The organism is Erwinia sp. L03-1, from assembly GCF_058686115.1.
The window spans coordinates 545,732-565,700 of sequence record NZ_CM178762.1 but is presented as its reverse complement, the minus strand read 5'-3'; the positions used below and the strand labels follow the sequence as shown (position 1 = coordinate 565,700).

General features: G+C 48.1%; 12 protein-coding genes and 7 pseudogenes. 4 read left to right on the top strand and 15 right to left on the bottom strand.

The window, feature by feature from the left end; all coding sequences use genetic code 11:
* Positions 1 to 18 precede the first annotated feature (18 nt).
* The 7 genes and pseudogenes from AC4PCC_RS02625 to AC4PCC_RS02595 form a co-directional block, all read right to left on the bottom strand.
* Positions 19 to 756 (bottom strand): T6SS immunity protein Tli3 family protein, encoded by a 738-nt coding sequence (locus AC4PCC_RS02625; RefSeq protein WP_492126292.1) that lies wholly within the window; start codon positions 754 to 756, stop codon positions 19 to 21.
* Entirely contained in the window at positions 756 to 2,909 is a 2,154-nt protein-coding gene (locus AC4PCC_RS02620; RefSeq protein WP_492126291.1) for a T6SS effector phospholipase Tle3 domain-containing protein, read from the bottom strand. Before AC4PCC_RS02620 ends, AC4PCC_RS02625 begins: the two co-directional genes overlap by 1 nt.
* Positions 2,906 to 5,440, bottom strand: a complete 2,535-nt coding sequence (locus AC4PCC_RS02615; RefSeq protein ID WP_492126290.1) for a type VI secretion system Vgr family protein — start codon at positions 5,438 to 5,440, stop codon at positions 2,906 to 2,908. Before AC4PCC_RS02615 ends, AC4PCC_RS02620 begins: the two co-directional genes overlap by 4 nt.
* Before the next feature lie 173 nt (positions 5,441 to 5,613).
* Positions 5,614 to 6,224, bottom strand: a pseudogene (locus AC4PCC_RS02610) (IS3 family transposase); the annotation flags it as partial.
* Positions 6,225 to 6,352: 128 nt separating this feature from the next.
* Positions 6,353 to 7,660: a hypothetical protein gene (locus AC4PCC_RS02605; RefSeq protein WP_492126289.1), complete on the bottom strand. Its 1,308-nt coding sequence runs from the start codon at positions 7,658 to 7,660 to the stop codon at positions 6,353 to 6,355.
* Positions 7,661 to 7,891: 231 nt separating this feature from the next.
* Positions 7,892 to 8,215, bottom strand: a complete 324-nt coding sequence (locus tag AC4PCC_RS02600) for a helix-turn-helix domain-containing protein (RefSeq protein WP_492126288.1) — start codon at positions 8,213 to 8,215, stop codon at positions 7,892 to 7,894.
* Positions 8,199 to 8,558 carry a type II toxin-antitoxin system RelE/ParE family toxin gene (locus AC4PCC_RS02595; protein WP_492126287.1) on the bottom strand — a complete coding sequence of 120 codons (360 nt, stop codon included), beginning with the start codon at positions 8,556 to 8,558 and terminating at the stop codon, positions 8,199 to 8,201. Before AC4PCC_RS02595 ends, AC4PCC_RS02600 begins: the two co-directional genes overlap by 17 nt.
* A gap of 192 nt (positions 8,559 to 8,750) precedes the next feature.
* Here AC4PCC_RS02595 and AC4PCC_RS02590 point away from each other — a divergent pair.
* A pseudogene (locus tag AC4PCC_RS02590) lies at positions 8,751 to 8,852 on the top strand (IS66 family transposase); the annotation flags it as partial.
* A gap of 132 nt (positions 8,853 to 8,984) precedes the next feature.
* On the opposite strand, the pseudogene AC4PCC_RS02585 reads toward AC4PCC_RS02590, so the two are convergent.
* The 4 genes and pseudogenes from AC4PCC_RS02585 to AC4PCC_RS02570 all read right to left on the bottom strand — a co-directional run.
* Positions 8,985 to 9,101 (bottom strand): annotated as a pseudogene (locus tag AC4PCC_RS02585) (restriction endonuclease); the annotation flags it as partial.
* A gap of 27 nt (positions 9,102 to 9,128) precedes the next feature.
* Positions 9,129 to 12,647 carry an AAA domain-containing protein gene (locus AC4PCC_RS02580; RefSeq protein ID WP_492126286.1) on the bottom strand — a complete coding sequence of 1,173 codons (3,519 nt, stop codon included), beginning with the start codon at positions 12,645 to 12,647 and terminating at the stop codon, positions 9,129 to 9,131.
* Between the two features lie 713 nt (positions 12,648 to 13,360).
* Positions 13,361 to 13,795 (bottom strand): annotated as a pseudogene (locus AC4PCC_RS02575) (ATP-binding cassette domain-containing protein); the annotation flags it as partial.
* A gap of 173 nt (positions 13,796 to 13,968) precedes the next feature.
* The gene (locus tag AC4PCC_RS02570) at positions 13,969 to 14,157 is read right to left on the bottom strand and encodes a hypothetical protein (RefSeq protein ID WP_492126285.1); all 189 of its coding nucleotides are present in this window, start codon (positions 14,155 to 14,157) and stop codon (positions 13,969 to 13,971) included.
* A gap of 344 nt (positions 14,158 to 14,501) precedes the next feature.
* Here AC4PCC_RS02570 and AC4PCC_RS02565 point away from each other — a divergent pair, with 344 nt between their 5' ends.
* Together AC4PCC_RS02565 and AC4PCC_RS02560 are read left to right on the top strand one after the other, a co-directional pair.
* Positions 14,502 to 15,350: a YPO3983 family protein gene (locus AC4PCC_RS02565; protein WP_492126284.1), complete on the top strand. Its 849-nt coding sequence runs from the start codon at positions 14,502 to 14,504 to the stop codon at positions 15,348 to 15,350.
* The gene (locus AC4PCC_RS02560) at positions 15,340 to 15,804 is read left to right on the top strand and encodes a DUF943 family protein (protein WP_492126283.1); all 465 of its coding nucleotides are present in this window, start codon (positions 15,340 to 15,342) and stop codon (positions 15,802 to 15,804) included. Before AC4PCC_RS02565 ends, AC4PCC_RS02560 begins: the two co-directional genes overlap by 11 nt.
* A 528-nt stretch (positions 15,805 to 16,332) precedes the next feature.
* Here the strand turns inward: AC4PCC_RS02560 and AC4PCC_RS02555 are convergent.
* From AC4PCC_RS02555 to AC4PCC_RS02545, 3 genes and pseudogenes are all read right to left on the bottom strand, one after another.
* Positions 16,333 to 16,686, bottom strand: a complete 354-nt coding sequence (locus AC4PCC_RS02555) for a hypothetical protein (protein WP_073981005.1) — start codon at positions 16,684 to 16,686, stop codon at positions 16,333 to 16,335.
* Between the two features lie 460 nt (positions 16,687 to 17,146).
* Positions 17,147 to 18,259 (bottom strand): annotated as a pseudogene (locus AC4PCC_RS02550) (IS3 family transposase).
* 16 nt (positions 18,260 to 18,275) lie between these two features.
* Positions 18,276 to 18,473, bottom strand: a pseudogene (locus AC4PCC_RS02545) (IS256 family transposase); the annotation flags it as partial.
* Positions 18,474 to 18,541: 68 nt separating this feature from the next.
* On the opposite strand from AC4PCC_RS02545, the pseudogene AC4PCC_RS02540 reads away from it, so the two are divergent.
* A pseudogene (locus tag AC4PCC_RS02540) lies at positions 18,542 to 18,871 on the top strand (SIR2 family protein); the annotation flags it as partial.
* A 136-nt stretch (positions 18,872 to 19,007) separates the two neighbouring features.
* On the opposite strand, the gene AC4PCC_RS02535 reads toward AC4PCC_RS02540, so the two are convergent.
* Positions 19,008 to 19,967, bottom strand: a complete 960-nt coding sequence (locus AC4PCC_RS02535) for a PD-(D/E)XK motif protein (RefSeq protein ID WP_492126282.1) — start codon at positions 19,965 to 19,967, stop codon at positions 19,008 to 19,010.
* Positions 19,968 to 19,969: the final 2 nt, after the last annotated feature.

Genomic DNA, 19,969 nt, shown 5'->3' with positions numbered 1-19,969 from the left:
GTACCAGATATTGGGCAACTACAGCCCGGCATTTAAATCGCACTGCATCTGCGTCCAGCCCCGATAGTTTTTCACTTTCGGCACCTTATCGGGCAGGTTCTGGAAGTTGGTGTAATACTGCCAGGTCAATTTGTGCAATATCCGGGGATCCACGTAATTCAGCCCCCAGGTTGAAGAATTCCCGCCAATACCAGGGTTACCGGCATTAATATGATGTGCAATCTCTCTTCCCCGGAAGGTAATGGTGTAATCAATTCCCGGTCCGCCAGGCTCAAGACGGGGATCGTCAAACGGCAGCGAGGACATATAGATATGCCCCTGGTTTGTCAGCAGGAAGCCCTGATCATTAATGACGGTAAATGATTTGATATTCTCGTAAACGGGTTTATTTGTTCCATCCTTTTCCTCACCTGTTATTGATGCGCTATGCCATGTTCTCCCGTAATCTTTGGATACTCTTATGCCCGCCTCCCCCCAAATGGGGATTGCAATATACCGTTCAGAAACGTTCAAATAAGGCCTGGTGAATGTGCGATAAAATTGGTAAAAAACCTGACTGCGAATTCCACGCTTCTGGTCGACAAACCACAGCTCTCCCTCGCAGTTAAAGCCCTTCAGCTCCAGCCAGCGGTGGTCGTCAAAGCGATACACCACCTGCACCGGCTTCTGCGGCTTCTTCAAAGAAAATGTGCCGGTACAGCCCGTCAGAAGGGAAAGTGACACCGCCAGCAGCCATACCCGGCCTGATTTACGCATTACCATCCCCAGACTCCCTTTTCACCGTCCCCTGCCGGGACCTCCTGATACCCTGCCGGTTCCGGCATATCCCACTGGGGCAGGGGGATTTCACGGTTGTGTATTTCCGGGTGACGGGCCGGCTCCACCCTGACGGCCGGGGCATATTCATTCACCACGCCAAACTCCCCTGTGGGTAAAACCGCATCAGGTTTGTTCATATAGTCTTTTGTTCGTTCTGTTCGAAGTTTCCCTGTTTTGTAATAACCCTTAGTGTCCGCATCAGGATTATTCCAGTGCCGCCAGTCAGCCATGCGGATCAGGCGCTGCCAGAACTCCCGGTCCTCAAACGCCATACAGTTACCTGTCGCCAGGTCATAGGCCATCGCCTTCTCCGGCACGTCCGGACTCTGCACAATCGACGAGTGCTGGCTGAACCTCACCGGATCGCCATGCTTCTCCATCTCATTAATTTCTTCGTCGCTCTTTTTGCGCAGCAGAAAATATTCCGGCCGCTGGCGCGATCCCCCCACGCGTCCTTCGGTAAACCGGGTTTTATAGTGAAGGTTGACGGCGCTCAGTTCCGTTGCGGTCAGCACATGCCCCGGCTGCAGGGTGTAACCATGAATTCGCAGCAGCGGGCGAGTTTCTCTTACCTGCCAGACGCCTTCATACGCCCGGGCTGAATAGTCGGTATAGCGGTCTTCACCCCGCACGCCGGCTTTATATTTCATCCCGTCCGCGTTGTCGTGGCCCATCAGGGTGAAGGTAAACACCTCCGGCAGCGCTTCCGCATTGATGGTCACCCCACTGTGCAGGGGATAAGCCGCGTTGGTCGGCCAGCCATCATATTTAAAATCCCCCGCCCGGTACGCGGGCTTTTCAAAGGGCTGCGCGGCAGGCTCACCGCCAGCGGTATAATGCTGGCAAAAGACGCGCTGAAAAAGATTGGGGAGGTCGCCAGCAAACGCATCAGGAATACCGCGCCAGCCGATCCCCTGCACGTTCATCAGCGATACCGTGCCATCGTCCGGGCAGAAATAGTTGTATACCCGCCCGTAATTGTTGCGGCTGTAGCGCGGGTCGCTGTGCCAGTGGTGTTTACGCCCCAGCGTACCGTCGTTGTACATGGCTTTCACAAAGTCAGGGTGGTAACGCCCGGCCGGGTCAAATTTCGGGTTGGTGGCCATCAGCCGGCAAAAGTTACGCAGCGTTTCCCGCCGAGCCCTGCTGGTCTGCTGCCGCCCGGGAAGCGGGTTTTCCATAAAACGGTCATCCAGCGAATAGGGCGAATGGCAGAGGATGGCGCAGTCTGCGGGATTAACATCTTTATCCTGTTGTTTAACCAGCATGTTCGCCAGCATGGTGATAAGGGTGCCCTGGCTGTGGGCCACAATATTGATGGTGTCGTGTTCTGTTTTAGGATTTCGTCTGATTTCCAGTATCAAATCTGCCAGCCGCTGGGCGGCGAAGAACTGGTAAATACGGTGGGGATTGCCATAAATAGGGTGGGTAAAATCCCCGCCGTTCAGTTTGCGGCTGTAAATCCCAGCCATCCAGATCGCACCGCCGCTGGCACCCGGCCCCAGCATATCCGGAATGCAGGTGGTGGCGTTGGCAAAGGGGCCGCCGTTTTTTGCCGCCGCCTGGTTCAGCACGTTACCGTAATTATCATTGCAGTAGCCGCGACCTTCCGGATTGAGCCTGCGCAGGCGGGCCGGGTCATCTTCCTGGTAAGCATCGTAAGGCAGCACCGTTTCCAGCCCCCGTTTTCTGACTTCCTCCCGGTAGCGGCACTGGTCTTCGTTATACGCCTGATGGTCAACGGGACGGTAGCCCCAGAAGAACGGAATAATGGGCGAGCGGCCGCTGCACGTTATCCTTCTGGGGGCACCGCTCAGATCGGTCAGCCCCGCCATCTCTCCCCACTGATGCACAAACATATCGTCTCTTGCCAGCCGCGTGTTCAGCCCGGCCACAATGCCCTGCTCCTGATTCTCATAGGCCTCACCGACATCATTGACGCCGTGCACCAGGATAACAATACAGGGGAGCGGGCTTTTCACCGCGAAATCCTGACATATCATCGCGCCTGCGGTATCGCGCTGAAGACCGATAAAACTCCCCAGCTCGGGGTTGTTATAAACCCGGTCCGGTGTTTTTTCCCTGGTCATAATTTAGAACTCCTGACGAGTGTAATAACGAACTGCTCCGTTTCAGCAATATCCAGCAGGGGTGAGTAACCCTTGTCATCCGTTACCCCTTCCGTCACGCTGCCATCCGGTTTCTTTACCCGGAAAGCCTGATGGCCCAGCGGGTGGTTGCGGCCCCCTTCACGAAACAGCCGGGCCTGACGAGCCAGCGGGTTTTTCTGAAAAACGGGAGACACAATCTTCGCCGTATCCCCTTTCTGGTAATTCAGCGCAGGGGATTTTTGTTCGATGCGGGTTGGGGAGAAGATTTCCACGCCGCCACTGGGATGAATGCGGATCCCCCCGCCACCACAGTGAAGGAACAGTCCGTTTTTGGCACTGAGCTGCATCTCACCATTGACGCTGGTCAGGTGCATATCCTGGTCAGAAAGTGCAGCCAGCTTGCCGCGCTGGGCCTGTAGGGTGATATTGCCGCCTGCCGCAATCAGCTTAATACCCACCCGGCGAACAAACGCCGATATCCCCTGCCCGGCGGCCAGTGACAGCGTTTTGAAAATGTTGACGCTGCCACTATTACCCGCCGTCACCACTACATCCTGTCCGGCAGAGAGCTGGATATTTTCCGGCGTGGCCTGCGCAATGCCGGCATCTCCCCAGGCGACAATGCCGGGTTTTTCCAGCCCGGACAGGGCCTGGTTCATATTCTGCTGTGTATCGGTGTTCACCGCATCAGCCCCGGCGCTTCCGGCACTGGACTGGAGGGTGTAGGCCATGCTCAGCGCCTGCTCAAGGTGCCGGATAATTTCTGCCATATCGAGCTGTTTACCGCTGGCCCCGGGCTGCGCAGAAGTGGTCAGCAGAATACCTTCAGCCGCTCTCAGCGCCGCATGTTTGTCCGTGCGAAGCTCTGCCCCTTCGCCGCGAGGCTTGCGGCTGGCGTCCACCATGTGCCCAATATTCAGCTGCGATTTACCGTACCCGGTCGCCAGCTTGATATGCTCGTGGTTTGTCTCATCCTCCATCCGGAGTTTGTTTTGCCCCAGGGTGCGGATAACGTTGCGGGTGCTGTTGCTGTCATTAACCACATCGGGGTTAAGCGCATCGTGAAGCACATGGGCAATATAAGGACGCTCCGGGTCTCCCCCCTCAAAGGCCACGGCCACCTCCGTGTTATCCAGCAGGGGGAAATGAATACCAAAGCGATCACCGGCGTAGATACGCGCCAGGCGCACCGGCATGCTTTCCCGTCCTTTGTCCCACTCATCAAGGTCAAAGCTGAATTTTACGCGGTAACGCCCGTCTTTGTCGGGGCGGGCCAGCCGGTCATTATCGCTGAACCCCGAAACGCGCGCAGGTACGGTGCCGGAAATGATCGGACGGGGAAGTCGTTCAGGACGAAAGGCACTTAGCTCGCTGTAAGGGATGCCACTCAGCTCAGCCTGGAAAGCGTGGCTACGTGATGCACTGCTTTTCAGGCTGGTGACCAGCAGTCCCGGCGAGAAGGCCTCGGGATGCGGACCATCAATGTCGGCCACCACACCGGGTAACAACGTCGGGTCATCCGCTACGGCTTCCAGCCGGATGCGTTCACACAGATGGCGCTCGTGGCGAATGCGGGCGTAAAACCAGCTTGTTTCGGCCTGTCCCCCGCTGATGCTTTCCCAGCGGTCGCCCTCATCATGCTGGATGTCCGCATAGTGGTAATCACAGCCGGTGGTGAAGGGAGCCTGCCGGCTGATGTCCGCCACCGACTCAAGCGGCATGAAGCGCTGTATTCGGTAGTTATAATCGCGGGTACGTACAGCGGCGGGGATCACACTGGCATGACTTATCATTTTTCGGATGGTCGGTTGTTCCCCGACCATACCCGATAGCGGCAATGTCGTAATGTTATGCCCGAAAACATAAGAACTCTGACTGTCACCAAATACCATCACCGTCACGCTGCTGACGGTTTCATGTGGTTTGAAACGGAACCCTATTCCCACCTCGGACAGCAGGCGCTGGATAAAGGCCAGGTCCGTTTCTCCCCACTGAACAATCATTTCGCGCAGAGGGTACGACCAGGACAACCCCTCCATATCAATTTCATAGCCTTCCATGCCGTGAGACTTCAGCAGGTTGCTGACCAGCTCAGGGACAGACATTTGCTGGTAGATAGCGTAGCGGCGAGAGTGGCGGAGGAGCGTGAGCGGGTGTTCAAGGATGGCTTCGTAAAACGATTCATCCAGACTGCTCGAGAGCCGGGAAAGTGAAGTGATCACGCCAGGCACTTCACGCAACGTTTGCCACTTACTCTTCTCCGGCTGGTGGCGAGACCAGCCAGCCGTGGGCCTGCGCATAGTCAGTACCGCAGGTTTCATCATCACCACGTCAGGCACGATATCCTTGTCTGCCGAGGTGAAGCGAATCACATAGCGGTACGGCTGACTTAGCGTTTCTTCACCGGTAAATGATGCAACATCCGCATAAATACCGGGCTGCTGGAAATCCAAAAGATAACGATTAAGCGTATTTACCGGGTCCTCAGCTGCGGTTCCTGAATGGGTCATGTTTTCTCCTTAAAACACCCATAAAGACTGTGGCTAATGGTACACAGGAACCCTGGCGTTTTGTATAAAAATTATCCCGGGAAGTGAATTATGCGATCAAAGTAATATTTTACACGGGACGAGACTGGGGGGATTACAGAACGTCGCCTGAAAAGGCTATATGACTATAGTGATCAAGAAACACTGTCCACGATTTTAGCGTTTTTCCAGAACAATCGTTCTGATTCATTCGGCGTCAAACCACCATTATATTGATGTGGTCTGAGCAGGCTGTAATATCTCGTTATGTAATTAGTTATCGCTGTGCTGGCCTCACTAAAATTAGCATATCCATTATCTGGCATCCACTCCGTTTTCACGCTTCTAAAAAAACGTTCCATCGGGCTGTTATCCCAACAATTCCCCCGACGACTCAGGCTTTGCTTTATCTAATATCTCCACAGTAACTGTCTGAAATACCTGCTGGTAAAGTGGCTACCCTGGTCCAGGTGATACAACACATTAGCGGGCTTTCCTCGCGCTTCCCATGCCATGCACAACGCTTTCGCTGTCAGTGTAGAGTCCGGGAAAAATGACATCGCCCAGCCAGCCGGTTTACGGGAAAACAAATCGAGTACAATACCAGATAAGCCCAACGTTTTCCCGCCCATATAAAAATCACATCACCGCATCAGGCCTGATTACGCTCGGTAACAGCAAACGGGCGATTCAGATAATTAGGGATCTCAATATATTACTCAGACGCCTTCTTATAACGATGACCAGGCTGCTGGCAGCTAATAATTATTGAGCGCTTTCATCAGCCTTCTTGATAAAAAATAGATTATTAAATCTGACGGACCATTAAGAGAGAAGAGCGGAATTTTTACTTCAAGCATTGGCATCACTTCAATTCGTTAGCAGCCGAACTGATCAACTAGTTGACCAAAGTGCTGCAAGCAAATCAGCTGACCACTCATAGATATATGAATCATCGTCAAGTGCTTGTAGCGCCATAGCTTCTTTACTTATTTTTTCTTTCTGATATTTAACCTTACATTGCTGGGCGAACTCTCTTATTCCGGAGATTTCATTTAAGGCGCCATGTTGAAAATATTCCTCAACCTCCCCTTCCCTTACAGAAACACATGATGGAGGGTGGAATATATTTTTTTCATCTAATTCATCAAAATTCATAATGTATCTCCTGGATTTTTCAAATGATTCATGTGAATTTATCGAAGAACTAATATGAAGCAAATATATTGCGGTATTTAAACCTTCCCAGCACAACCCGATTTTGTCTAATGTCTCACTAAGAACCCCAACAAACTCAAGGCACAAGTCTTTATCTTTATAGGATATTGCAATGCAAAGTGTAATTAACTGTGGCGCACATCCCAAAATGAATTCATCATAATCCCTTGATAAACCGAAAGCAGGAGTAATCATAGGCATGTTAGAGCTATTTCTCTGCCAGTTAAGTAACAACGAAGACCAGCATTTAGAACTTTCAGTGTTTTTATTTAGTCCACATAAAAGAGCAGTAATAATTGGAATGCACCACTGATTACCAAGGTATGAGTCTAAAATTGTATCGGAGAAATTATTTTTAGAATCGACTGTAATTAAACTAACCAAGTCAGGTAAAATCTTTGAATCGGAACGACTTATTTTAATGTACGAAGAAATAACTTCTATTCTGGACAGTCCTAAACTAACCGCACCTATTAGCAACTGAGAGCAATTAACTTTTTCTGCCCACAGCTCTGAAGTAAGTAGATTATGCAACTTTAGATAGCTAACATCGTTTTTTACACGAGCATGTTGAGTTAGAATGTCTTTAATAAGATCATTCGCTGAATTGCTACCAACAAGGTAAATTCTGTAATTATGCTTTCCGTATAGAGCTTCTAAATTTCTAGGTCGTGCTGAACTAGTCCCACCCTGTGCGACAACATGAAAGAAAAAGAGAGGTTTCTCGAATGTTCTGTTTTCTTGAGCATAAATTTTTAAAGGGTTATTTGTCATCCCATTGGTAGCTTTACTTTCAACTTCGAAGATAAAGAGCGGGAAGCGATTTCCCTCTTGTGAGAACCATGCAACATCAACGGCTGGTGGCTCACCATATGAAGGTTTATCAACTGGGAACTCTTTTTCAACATGATAACCCAGAACCCGACCTAACTGGACGATTCCCTCTATTAATTGCTTACCTGCTGTGAGTTTATGGTTAGCCATTAAATAAACTGCTCCTCCATCATTGCCAGCTCATAGCCAAACTGATTACGATTATATATTATTTCTATAACATCAATATTGAAGAGCACTAAAGGTATCATGATCAGCTCCCCGTTAATTAATAGAACCCAATCATTAAGTTATATTGATTGTGGCTTAGGTTTGCCCCTGGCACTAAACAGCCCGTCAATATACCTAAAATATGTCGTCTAAATTGACCAGCCCGATAAATCAAACCAACACTTTCAACCCATGCTTCTGCACCACAGTAAGCAGTTTCAGCGCCAGACCACCAGGACGTTTTACGCCACTTTCCCATTTCTGCACCGTTGACACACTGGTATTCAGGTAACTGGCAAAAACCGGTTGGCTGACGTTCAGCTTCTCACGCAATGCTTTAATCTCAACAGGTTGCAGATCGTCCACGTTATTAAGGCAGGCTTTATCAAAGTTGCGCATCGTTTCCTGTGGGATAGCTTCGACGCTGAATAATCCGGAAGCCGCGCTGTGGATGGCCTCAAATGCAGGACTCTTGAATTTACTTTTTGCAGTCATGGCAAATCTCCACCAGTTCTTTACTCTTAATCAGTGCCGTAATCTTTTCATCAGCAAGGGCAGCATAGTGCTTTGCTAATTCGCGGAATCCGGCCAGTTCGCGATTATCAATGTTTGTCATATCCTGTTTGGCATAAAGGAACGTATAAAACCAGTGCTCCCCACCTTTCGCCAGAATAATGGCGCGATCGCGATTCTGGTTCAGCCGTTTCTTGTAAACTCCCCCGCCGAGGTCGTCAGCCCTACCTTGCATCACCGCCTCAATAGCCTGGCATAACTCGCTATCTTTAATCGCGTGAGATTTAGCTACCTTACTGAACCATTTAGTTTTGAATACGCGCATCAGGCTGACATCCTGTTACCTTAACTATAGCACCTGGTGCGAGGTTACTCTCTTTTCTCATTCGTGCAAAGTACCTGAAGACGACATAATTTTGCTGTATTTTAACCACGCATATCCGCTGACAACGACAGCCAGCCAATGTTTCCAGTATCAGGAAGATATGAGCGACCTGTGAGAAACGCTTTCGGGTAGTCAGAGGCAGATAACAATCTGGCGGAAAATGCGCTGCGGATGGTAAGCCCAGGTCGTAAAAACTTCCTGTTCTTCGGCTCCGACTTTAGCGGAGAGCGCGGTGTGCCCCCTGTATAGCCCGATCGGGAGCGGAGGGTTTAATGTGCTTATAGCCACTAAACCCTCTCGCTAATTTTAGTCGAAATAATCCCTATCCAGTTTGGGTATGCGTAGCAGGCGTGAAGAGACACTCACCTAATTTTCGGTCATTAAATGCACCAAACGTTGCCCATCAATCAGTGCTGTTCCTTCCAACTGATGAGAAAAATCCCGCGCCTGAGCGGTAAAACCTGATGTGGTGATAAATACGCCACAACGACTTCCTTATCCCTCTCTTGCTTACAACTGGCGCTGCTGGAGACTGGAATAAATCGTTTTGATTTCACCTGTTAAGCTTTCACCACGATAGACCATTGACGTATCGTACCGTTGATATTTCTCTTCTCGCGTGGCGCTAAACCAGTTAAATGACCCTACACACAGCAGCCCCTCGTCCCCAATCACAATTTTACTGTGAACGCGTTTGACCAGCTTCGTCGCAATACCCATCTCGTTCAGCTTTTCCAGTGCGGCATGAAGATGCTGCTTTTTCTCTATGTGCTTTTGATAATCAGCGTGTTCAGTGTTGTAATTTCTGTCCGTAACCACGGTGATATCAATACCACGCGATCGCGCCTGCATCATCGACGTCAGAAAGCCGGTTTGCTCCAGCTTTTGCCAGCTCAACCAGGGAGAAACGATGGTAATGTTCTTTCCGATAGTGCCGAAGGTCTGGTTCAGAAACGCATCATGCTCCTCCACCCCGTGCAGCGTAGAGATCTGCGTCTGGGCTGTGCTTAAATCTTTGCGTTCCAGAAACTCAAACTGCAATGCATTGCTGTCTGAGGCAAACAGATATTTTGCCAGCAATCCTCGTGGCGAAGAGCCTGGCTGGATCTCAAACAGATCCATATCACCGAAGACCAGGAAGCTATCTTTGGCACGAGAGACGGCGACGTTCAGCATGCTGCTGTCGCTGTCGATAAAACCGCCGTCCTCATGTTTGGAATAGACCGGGGAGAAGAGCACGATCGCTCTTTCCGCCCCCTGCAGGGAGTGCACCGTGCCCACCGTCAAAGAATCGTCACCGCCGCTACAGTTAATGTCGAACTTACGCAATGCCGCTTTGATGGCGTTAACCTGCGCCGAAAAGGGCGTAATGACCCCCACCACTTTATGCAGCGGCTCACCGTAATGGCGCTCAATTTCCTCTTTTTGCGCCACCAGCCAGGCCGCTATCGTTCCGGCCTCAAAGGCGTTATAACGACTCCCACCGTTTGTCTGCATGGCTTTACCGTCGATATGCAGATAGCCCATTGCCGGAAAAGGCTTATCTTTTACAATACCCCGTTTAGGCTGTAATTTACCGTGATAGCACAGTGCATTACAGTAGCCGATAATGTTAGCGAAGCAGCGACGATGCTCGTACAGGTACATCCCACGAGCCAGATCCGGGTCATACTGATAGAGCGAGGTAAACTGGGCCACCTTCATGACGCTGCCGGACGCCGCACTTTTACCTGAATCACATACCCGTGCATAGGCTTCCGTCAGTTCTTCCTGGGTGCCACCGGGGAGAATGTTCTCCTCTACCATATTGCCCATATCGATACCGGGCAAACTGTTCCAGATCGGCGCGATCTGTTCCGTATCGCCTATCACTAATGCTTTTTTCGCCAGCGCGAAGGAAGCCGCGGCCACCTCAGGGAGCACCTGCCCCGCTTCATCGACAATCAGCAGATCGGCAAAATTATATAAATAACTATCGTCAAATTTCTTCGCCCCACCAACATGTTCCCTAATGACCAGATGGTGAGGCAGCATATAGCATGTCATCACCACACAAGGCGTGAGCTTCATTCTCCGCTGCCAGCGGGCCTTAACCGCTTTCGCCCCTTTTAGGCCCTTTTCTTTCTGTACGTTGTCAATGGCAGCCATATCCATCAACCACCGGCCTTCCCAGTAGTGCGTTGCCAAAAGGAACACCGGGAAGCGAATCTGCGTATCAGCCAGCTCATCGGCACCGGCCAGGCTCAGTTCCTCTTCGCCTGTATATCCCAGCGTCCGGGCCAGGCTATCCCAGTACTTGATAGCCTCACGTTCCCGTCGGGAAACGTCCTGAGCATGATTGATTTGCTGTTGATAGTCGCTCTGCTCTTTTTGTGACCGCGTAATCAGGCCGTCGATATACGCATCGATCCCTTCCGGCACAGTCCCCTGGAACGCGGCCATTCTTGTGCCAAAAGTAGCGTCGAGTATGAGGTTAATCTGGTAGTGGCGCTTAGTGCGAACGGCGGGGATCCAGGAGAATAACGCATATACTATCGACTCATCGGCGCGATATTGCTGCCACTGCTTTTTGCCCTGGGTTAACAGCGCGATTTCATCTGTGCTGTCGTGCAGTAACCTGCTTTTGTCCTGAATATACTGCCCGAGATCTTCGCTGATGGCGTTTCGCTCCTGACGAATACGGTTCAGGCTGTCCCAGGCGGGTTCAATTAGCTTAAGCCGATCGGACTGCTGGGTTAAACGCTCATGCAGGCGATCCACGACGCGTTCGACGGAACTGCATTCCACCGCTGGGAATGCTTCTTTAGCCCTTTCAAGATAGAAAGTCTGCGCCTCCTCAACATACTCGCCAGACTCAACGCGATTGAAAAAATCTTCCGTCTGGTATTTTTTTGCGGCCTCGGCCTTACGGCCCGAAGACGGAAAGTAAGCGCCATAACTTTTCAACTCAGGCAGCCAACGCCCAGCCATTGCGCCAGTTCCGGTGGCAAAGTCTTTACCGAAGGCTTCAATAATGTTGGTCACAGCCTGATTGTTGGTTGATGTGGCCATCACCACTGGCGGCTCAGTTTTATTAAGGGCAGCTCTTGCCCATTCAGTGGCAATAATAGAGAGAACGAGGGTGGTTTTGCCGGTTCCCGGCGGGCCGTTGATGGCAAGGATTTCACCCGGCTGCTGGGTCAGATAATGGCTCAGGGCGTCGCGCTGTGCCGCAGCTAGCGGAAACTCATCCCCGGAGTACCCCAGCCGGTCAGTGAACTTTGCATTGGCCGCAAGGAGGGGTTTTAAGGAAGGCATAGCCGGTGAGGCAAAACGCGCCAATAACGGAACGTCTTTTTTACACATCAGCAGATGATCGTACAGGGGAAGAATATGGATGCTGGCTCCGCCGGGCTGATTCGCTTTGATAACATAACCATACCCAGCCGGTTCGTATTGCTCATGGGTTGTGCACCACAGTCCGGCGACGTTGTTTAAGAGATCGTCAGCCTCTTTCAGATATGTTTGCCACTGATGATGATACCTGGCATGCCGCTCTTCCCGCTGCTCATCCGTTTCTTCACGATGCTCATGTTCGTCATCAACACTCAAGGTGGCTGAGTTATGCGTCGTTTTGTATTTATCGTACTGAGTCATCTCGCCAATCGAGAATGTGCCTTTGGGAAGGGGTTCAAGCAGGTCACGGGGAATGGTGGTGGGTGCCTTAGGAAACAAGAAACCTTCACGACTTAGTCGCGCGGAGGTCACCAGCGGTGTGACAATGCCCGGTGCGCCTGCCGTCCGTTCTTTGCCATGCTGAAGCTGACGGATCCAGACATTCGGCCGTAAAAGCACGTCGACCGTTTTAACCGCATCGCCTTCACCCTCAAAGAACGCAAAAACGATCTCCTCATCCAACCGTCCCGTGGTGATATCCATCCAACGGGTGAATTTATCCGCATCTTTACGCTCAAATGCCCCTTTGCCAGACTCGGCATCTGCTAAGGAATTACGCCAGTATGATGCGAACCCCTGAGTGTTCCTGTCCATTGCCCGTCCCGTGACTTAAATGAAATTATTGATTACGTTGATATAACCGCAGCACATAGTTAAGCATTGTCCACGTTGAGAACGCGATCGCAATAATTTATTTGAAAACGGCCGTGGAAATCGGCTGATACCTAATCCGAATAAAAAGTAGATAAGTCAGCGCACCCGGCAGGATCGGGCCTTAAGAAAATTAATAACATCACATAAAAATATCTATAGGTAATTATCAATGATTATTACATAACAAGTGTCAGTATGAGTTTATTTATAATGAAGATTAGCCGCTTGTTTTTTTTCAGCATAACCTTTCGCGCGGTGATTTTATGCATGGCTTCTATCTTAGTTACCCCCTTCTGTGGCAGAAATAGTGATAACTCACTCAGAACCGGATATATCACCCTGCCGGTTTCAGAATCAGTTATTTTTTCTAATTCCTCACGCGAAAGCGATGTGCATGAGGCATAGACTTTCCGAAATATGGCGTTGTAATTTTCGTCTTCCTCCAGAATTCGGCGTGCCTGGTCCGGCCTGATGTAGTCCGTCTTTTCATCAGGTGCCGCCGCCACGGCTGTTAAGATAAACGTCTATATTATGCACGTTACGTTTGCCTGTGCGCAGGCTGACGCCAGCAGCAACGCGATGGTGGTAGCGAGGAGCTTTTTCATTTTACCGTTTTCCCTTTTTGATCTGGACATCCGGTTATCCCGGTGAGGTTAATTTTCCTGGCCGCGCAATGATTCATTGCCCAGTACAAGGGTACGTCCGGCCGAGGAGATAGTGGACGGTCGGTGCGCGATAATGACGCGGGTTATGTTGAGGGTTCGTATCGCCGCATTGATTAGCGCTTCATTCTGTTCATCAAGATGGCTGGTGGCCTCGTCCATAAACAAAATGCCCGGCCGACGATACAGCGCGCGGGCAATAAAAATACGCTGCCGCTGTCCGCCCGACAGGCCCTCGCCGAGCTCGCCAGTCAGGGTTTCATACCTCATCGGCAGTGCCATGATGTCATCGTGAATGTGGCTCAGTCGGGCGCACTCCTCCATCCATTCAACATCGACATCGGGGGAGAATCCGGTGATATTGTCGCGCAGTGAACCCGCCAGTAGCCGGTCTTCCTGCAGGATACAGGCCACTGCCCTGCGGTAAGCTCCCTGAATAGCTCCCTGTACCGCGCCATCTTGTCCCCCACGGTATGCACTGTTACGTACGGCCGAACGACATCCGCCTTCATAATTGGAGTTAGCATTACCACCAGACACAAACTTCAACTCATTAAGCGTCAGTTCTCTTATTTGAACTCCCTATTATTCAGGATAAGTTATGATTTTCTTCGGTAAATTTTATTTTCAACTAAAAAAGCAAGAGTAATAGGTACTACGATGATAAAGAAGTTAGACAGAGCTTCGTTATTATTACCAACATTTGTGGCAAAGTTGGTAATAAAGAAAGAAATCGCCGCGAAAATAACTCCAAATATTATGATTGTTAAAACTCGTTGGATATTCATGAGAGTCTCCTCCGTTAAAGCTTGAATTTTTATACCTTCCCATATTCGTAAAGTTAAGGAAAGAAATGTTACAATATATTTCTTAAATTCCATATGGTTATGTAAAAATTCAGCCTTAAATTGCCAAAATAACGTTATTGGGTACCGGTTTTACGATCGTCAGAAACAGACTCACAAGCCCTGATATCCCATGCCATGAGAGTCTAAATATGATTTTTCTGGCTGGCTCCTGGAAGCTGTAAAAAAAGATGGCAGCGGCTTAATGCCATTTACACTCCGGCCTTTCACCGCGTATGATTCCTCGTGCAGATCTTAACGGACGATTACACAAGGAATGTATCACGATGATCGCACTAGAGTTTCCCTGTATCATATTCAAAACCCAGAAGTGGATGGACGACTACAGCGCCAGTGATATGCGCTGCGGGGATCTGAACAAAGCCCAGTTAACATCCCATTACCGGCTGGACTACATTTCTGACCAGGTTGATCCCTGGACGTTAACCCGCCGTTCCACTATGGATCGGCCTCAATCCATGTTCTGCTGCAATCTGCGCGGATCAGGGGATAAAATTACCCGCCAACAGTGCGCCATTATGCTTTTTGACGAGTTCCGATCATTATCCCGCAAATTTTCCCTTAACGGACCGTACAGACACCTGATTGAAAAAATGATTACCCATATGCAGAATGGCAATGGTACGCCCTTCCGGGATATGGCGCTGAACAGGGCTTTAAAGGAGCAGGTTACCAGGGATAACTCGAAGGAAAACAGTACACGCCTGTTATTGCAGAAAGCGTTAAAAGACAATATAGATTGGGTAAATAAATGTTTACCCGCCAGAGATAAAGATGAGTTGCGCAAAGCGATTACATTCGGAAAACTTCCAAAATTCGACAGATTCCAGGATAATTATAACGGCATGGGCATCACCGTTCATGACACCTGGGCAACGCATATCACTCTAAAATCACTACATATTGATAATGACCACTATCGGGCAGTGGTACATTACAAAGTACAGGACCACTTTGGCCTCGACAGTGAAGATATATTGAAAACAAAATTTAGCCAGTTCCATTTTTTCCGTATCTGGTTCGTACTCCAGCGATACAATCAGTTTGGCTTTAGGCCATTTATGACGAATATGGAAGCTACAGTCGAAATAACCGGGGGCCTTAATGAAAGCTAACCTCAAAAAAACACTGTTCACGCTGTCGTTCTTAGCTTGTCCGCTACTCGCCTGCGCGCTCTGGCTGTCTCTGCGTCCGGTAGAAATTGTCGCAGTTCATGAAGACGGTAACTACAGCTCTGTGTTAATGAAAAAATTTCCAATTACTGACAGGGGAAAAATAGACTGGTGGTTAGAGAATAAAGACACACTAAAACGACGATATGATATTCCTAAACTAGCATCCAACGGAAACTTCACCATTATAGTTTGGTTGTTTGGAGAGGGTTATATGAAGGAAGGTAAATATGACAGACTGTGCTTTGCTGATATGCAACCGCCTGTAAATTGCATAGAAAAGGATCGGGTATTTTCAATCAGTCACAGCAAGAACAGAGGCACTATATTTACAGTCGATGATGGTGAATATCGCATGGAAAAAGATGGGAGAATAATAAAACTGAAAGACGAATAATCCCCGCCATTACGTTGATGTAGCAATAAAATCACTTGTTCTGCCCGGCTTGCACCAGCCATGCAGAAGTAGAAAATATCAGAGAGGCTATTTCGACGGGGGGAGAAAAGCAGCAACGCCTTATCGCCTGCCTTACCTCTTCTGGTATGGGGGGTGCGTCTAAGGCGAACGTGACAGATGAGCAATTCTTTGGCCCTCCTGCCGGGATGTGTTCTGCACATAGGGTCAGTACATTACTAACTAACGGTTGTATCTAATCCTGGAGGCAGGTCACTTTCTGACGTATTCGCCCTGAGTTGCAGAACGGCTGACGATAAACCCCTGCTGCGGAGAAAAAAAGAGGTAAACGCGATAACGTAATATCCGGTATGGCCAAAAATCAACACAGCTTTGCCAGACCAGTTATTATTCCTGGCATGCAGGGCTTCCTTTCTGAAAAGCATTTCCGTCCGGCTCCGGCAGATAAAATATCAGTAAATAATCAAATCAGGGGCAAAGCCTGGCAGGCTGCATGCCCCTGATAATTAATTACCAGTGACACTGTCCATTAACGCTGTGAGCGTTTGCGTCTCCACCTAAATTGCCACCACCGGCATGGTTATTCGAACGACTATCTCTACATCCAATATATCCACCAATAGCTCCCGATATAGCGCCATAAACAGCACCTTCAGCAGCTCCGGTTAATGCTCCGGCTGCAATACCTGCAGGACCACCTGCGATTCCCGCCACTCCCCCTCGCAGTGCATTTGCGGCAGCTCCACCGGCTGCGCCACTAAGGCCGCCCTTCACAGACGCTCTTGCACAGCCACCCTCGTAATTTGAATTAGCATTCCCGCCGGAAATGATATTTATCTCATCTTGCGTCAGTTCTCTTAACATACTACTTATCCTCGGTTGGTAATATTTTAGTAACAATAAATCCAGATACAGTCACAGCTACGGCTACAGTAAAAAACATTATTAAAAAAGGATGAGATACGTAAAAAAAACCACCTGAGATAAAATGAATCACTAGGGATGTTATGGCCGCGCTAAATATAATTATTAGTAGTTTCTCTTTACTTAAAATACTCATACACAACCCTTAATTTTATTTAATTAGTCGGTAATATTTATAATATAAAAAAACTTACAACAAACTGACAAAATAATTTCACAAGGTAACTAAATGATTCAAATGATTTCCAAGATTGGAAAAACTCACTTAATTCTATGTTTTTTTAAGTATTTAAAGGACATATGCTGGTGTGATTTTTTATTACTTTTAGTGCTAATTATTTCATATTGAACTTTACTTATCTAGATTAGGCAAAGAAATGGCCGTGTAAGTATCCCAGCTTTAGTTCCACGCACTTTTTTGAGATTTCCAGTTTCTCTGCCATCAGCCCATATTCTTCCGGCGTCAGGTTATTCAGGGATTCATGAGGCCGCTCACTGTTGTATTCATTCAGCCAGCGCTCCGTTATTTCCCGCGCTTCATCCAGTGTTCTGAACAGATAAAAATCCAGTATTTCTGTCCGGTACGTCCTGTTAAAACGTTCGATAAACGCGTTCTGGGTCGACTTACCCGGCCTGATAAATTCCAGCATCACACCATGGTCTTCAGCCCATTGCGCCAGAGCCAGTGATACCCGTTCCGGCCCATTATCCATACGCATCTTCCGCGGATAGCCGCGGCTTGCCACTATCCTGTCCAGCACCCGGACGACCCGCTGCGCCGGGATATTCAGGTCAATTTCGATAGCCAGAGCTTCACGGTTAAAATCATCCACGACGTTGAAAGTCCGAAAACGTCGGCCGCATGTCAGCGCGTCGTGCATAAAATCAATCGACCAGCCTTGGTTAAGTGCTTCCGGCGTTGCCAGCGGAGCGGGATTGCGCACCGACAGGCGTCGTTTACCCTTACGACGAAAATTAAGTTTTAGCAAACAATATATCCGGTGTACGCGCTTGTGGTTCCAGACATGCCCCTGCCTGCGAAGCACCTGAAAAAGCTTCTTAAATCCATAGCGCGGATAACGTTCGGCCGCCTCAGTCAGGCTCTGGATCACCGGCTCATCACGTCGGGTATCCGGTTGATAACGAAACACCGTCCTGCTCAGCGATAATATCCTGCATGCCTGGCGTATGCTCATCGTATACTGCGTCGTCAGATAGCTGGCGAGCTCACGCTTTATCGCTGGTTTTAAAGTTTTTTTTCGATGACGTCTTTCAGCGCCCGGCATTCAAGACTCAGATCGGCAAACATCTGTTTGAGACGACGATTTTCATCTTCCAGATCTTTGATCTTTTTAATATCAGATGCTTCCATCCCCCAGTACTTCGCTTTCCAGTTGTAACAGGAGGCTTCGGAAATCCCGGCCTCACGACAGACCTCTTTCACGGTACGTCCAGCTTCGACAGACTTCAGGACAGCAATAATCTGGTGTTCGGTGAATCGTGCTTTACGCATAGCGATCTCCTTCATTAGCAGAGTAAGTATGCCGGAAGATCTCTAAATGTGAATGGGCCGTTTTAGCGGGATACTTACAGTCAGTCAGTTCGGCATTGAGTGCCGTTTCCACGGTAAGCTTCGTCAGCATGCGGGAAAACGCATTGAGATCGGCTTCGGTTTTAAGGCCTTTAGCCAGTTCAGCCGCAAGGGCCCTGAGTTTCTTTTCGTCCATAAATTGCCTGTCTCCGTTGTTGGAGTGAAGATATCAAAAACAGGCAGATACACAATTTAAATTACAGGCTCGACTTTGATGATGATGCTTCAATTGTTCTTGATAAAAAAAGTTATTTTGAGAGACTTTATTTCGAATCACCTCTCGATATAAAACTTAGAAGTGACGTGCTTGGCAACTCAGTTCTTTTTATTGGTTCCAGTATTAATGATATAAATATCCGGCTACTCTTCTATCGTTTGACTAAGATGTAGGGAAAACATAAATTAGCCTCTGTACGGCCAAAATCTTATCTCTTTACCAATCGCCCTAATCCAATTGCTGAAGAAGTTCTTAAACATTGGGGCATAGAAATGCTAGTTTCAGAGGAGGATAATCGGCAATTAGCTTTATCATAATTTCTTACACAATTAGTAAAAAATTAAACTATCCTGTTAGCTTTAAAAATCAACGATGAGAAATCATAAATATTTTTTCTCAACATTAGGAAAAATCATAAAAAAGAGGGAGAAAGCTCCCTCAATGAGATAACTATTAGTTAAATATACTTTCTAATAGGGTAGTAGCAATGCCACAAGGCAACTCATTAATATTGGACTTAAACCTTATATTAGTTATTCTTTCATCATCTGAACTGCTGGGTTTGGGAATATCATCCATTCGATAAATTTTAATATCCTTCCTTGCAAATTCCACATCAAAAGATTCGTCTAGTTTCTCGGAAAAATCCGAACCCAATGCTTTAATAATATTTCTCCAAAGCTTTTTCTTTAATTCTGAACTATCTTCTACCCGTTCCTCTATTTTGCTTGCAAGTTCAAAAACACCGCATCCAAAAGACGTTTTTTTTAATAAGACCGACGCTATATAACCATTACCATTGACATGGGGGACTAACTGTTCTAAAGAAAATTCATGGACACGAATATCATGAACTGTAGACTTAACTTCTAATCTCATGCGATTGTTTGAGAAATCAAATCTATCGTATGGATCATTATGCCAAGAATGTAATGCGTTTTTCGGATTGCCTGAAATAAATATAACAAAAAGCTCCGACCATAAACCAGATATCTCACGCCCCCCTGGGGCATTAAGTGTACGAAACAACTCACCTAACTCAAGAATAAAAGATTCAAGTTTTTGAGTATTAGTAGTTTCTGGTAAGTTTTCTACAGCAGAACAAATACATTTTACAAAAATCTCATACAATTCTGGGAGATTTTCTGTAAAATGTATAATACAAAAGTCTCCTTTTAATTCATTATCACCCGAACAAACAGAACATGAAACATTGAATTCAACTGAAAGATTCCGGAAATTTATACTTGGATAATAGTTAATCGAATTGGAGTCATTCAATAAAATTATTGGGGATCCTCCCGGACCTTTAGCAATGAAATCTCTTCGATGCAAAGAAATAGGTATAGCCCTGAATTCTCCAGAGCTATTTTCCGAAGGTAAAGCAACAAACTGTGAAAATGAAAAATTCATTT

Bases quoted from the DNA above. Each gene is read 5' to 3' on its own strand.
- AC4PCC_RS02625 (WP_492126292.1), bottom strand. From the start codon at position 756: ATGCGTAAATCAGGCCGGGTATGGCTGCTGGCGGTGTCACTTTCCCTT.
- AC4PCC_RS02620 (WP_492126291.1), bottom strand. From the start codon at position 2,909: ATGACCAGGGAAAAAACACCGGACCGGGTTTATAACAACCCCGAGCTG.
- AC4PCC_RS02615 (WP_492126290.1), bottom strand. From the start codon at position 5,440: ATGACCCATTCAGGAACCGCAGCTGAGGACCCGGTAAATACGCTTAAT.
- AC4PCC_RS02605 (WP_492126289.1), bottom strand. From the start codon at position 7,660: ATGGCTAACCATAAACTCACAGCAGGTAAGCAATTAATAGAGGGAATC.
- AC4PCC_RS02600 (WP_492126288.1), bottom strand. From the start codon at position 8,215: ATGACTGCAAAAAGTAAATTCAAGAGTCCTGCATTTGAGGCCATCCAC.
- AC4PCC_RS02595 (WP_492126287.1), bottom strand. From the start codon at position 8,558: ATGCGCGTATTCAAAACTAAATGGTTCAGTAAGGTAGCTAAATCTCAC.
- AC4PCC_RS02580 (WP_492126286.1), bottom strand. From the start codon at position 12,647: ATGGACAGGAACACTCAGGGGTTCGCATCATACTGGCGTAATTCCTTA.
- AC4PCC_RS02570 (WP_492126285.1), bottom strand. From the start codon at position 14,157: ATGAATATCCAACGAGTTTTAACAATCATAATATTTGGAGTTATTTTC.
- AC4PCC_RS02565 (WP_492126284.1), top strand. From the start codon at position 14,502: ATGATCGCACTAGAGTTTCCCTGTATCATATTCAAAACCCAGAAGTGG.
- AC4PCC_RS02560 (WP_492126283.1), top strand. From the start codon at position 15,340: ATGAAAGCTAACCTCAAAAAAACACTGTTCACGCTGTCGTTCTTAGCT.
- AC4PCC_RS02555 (WP_073981005.1), bottom strand. From the start codon at position 16,686: ATGTTAAGAGAACTGACGCAAGATGAGATAAATATCATTTCCGGCGGG.
- AC4PCC_RS02535 (WP_492126282.1), bottom strand. From the start codon at position 19,967: ATGAATTTTTCATTTTCACAGTTTGTTGCTTTACCTTCGGAAAATAGC.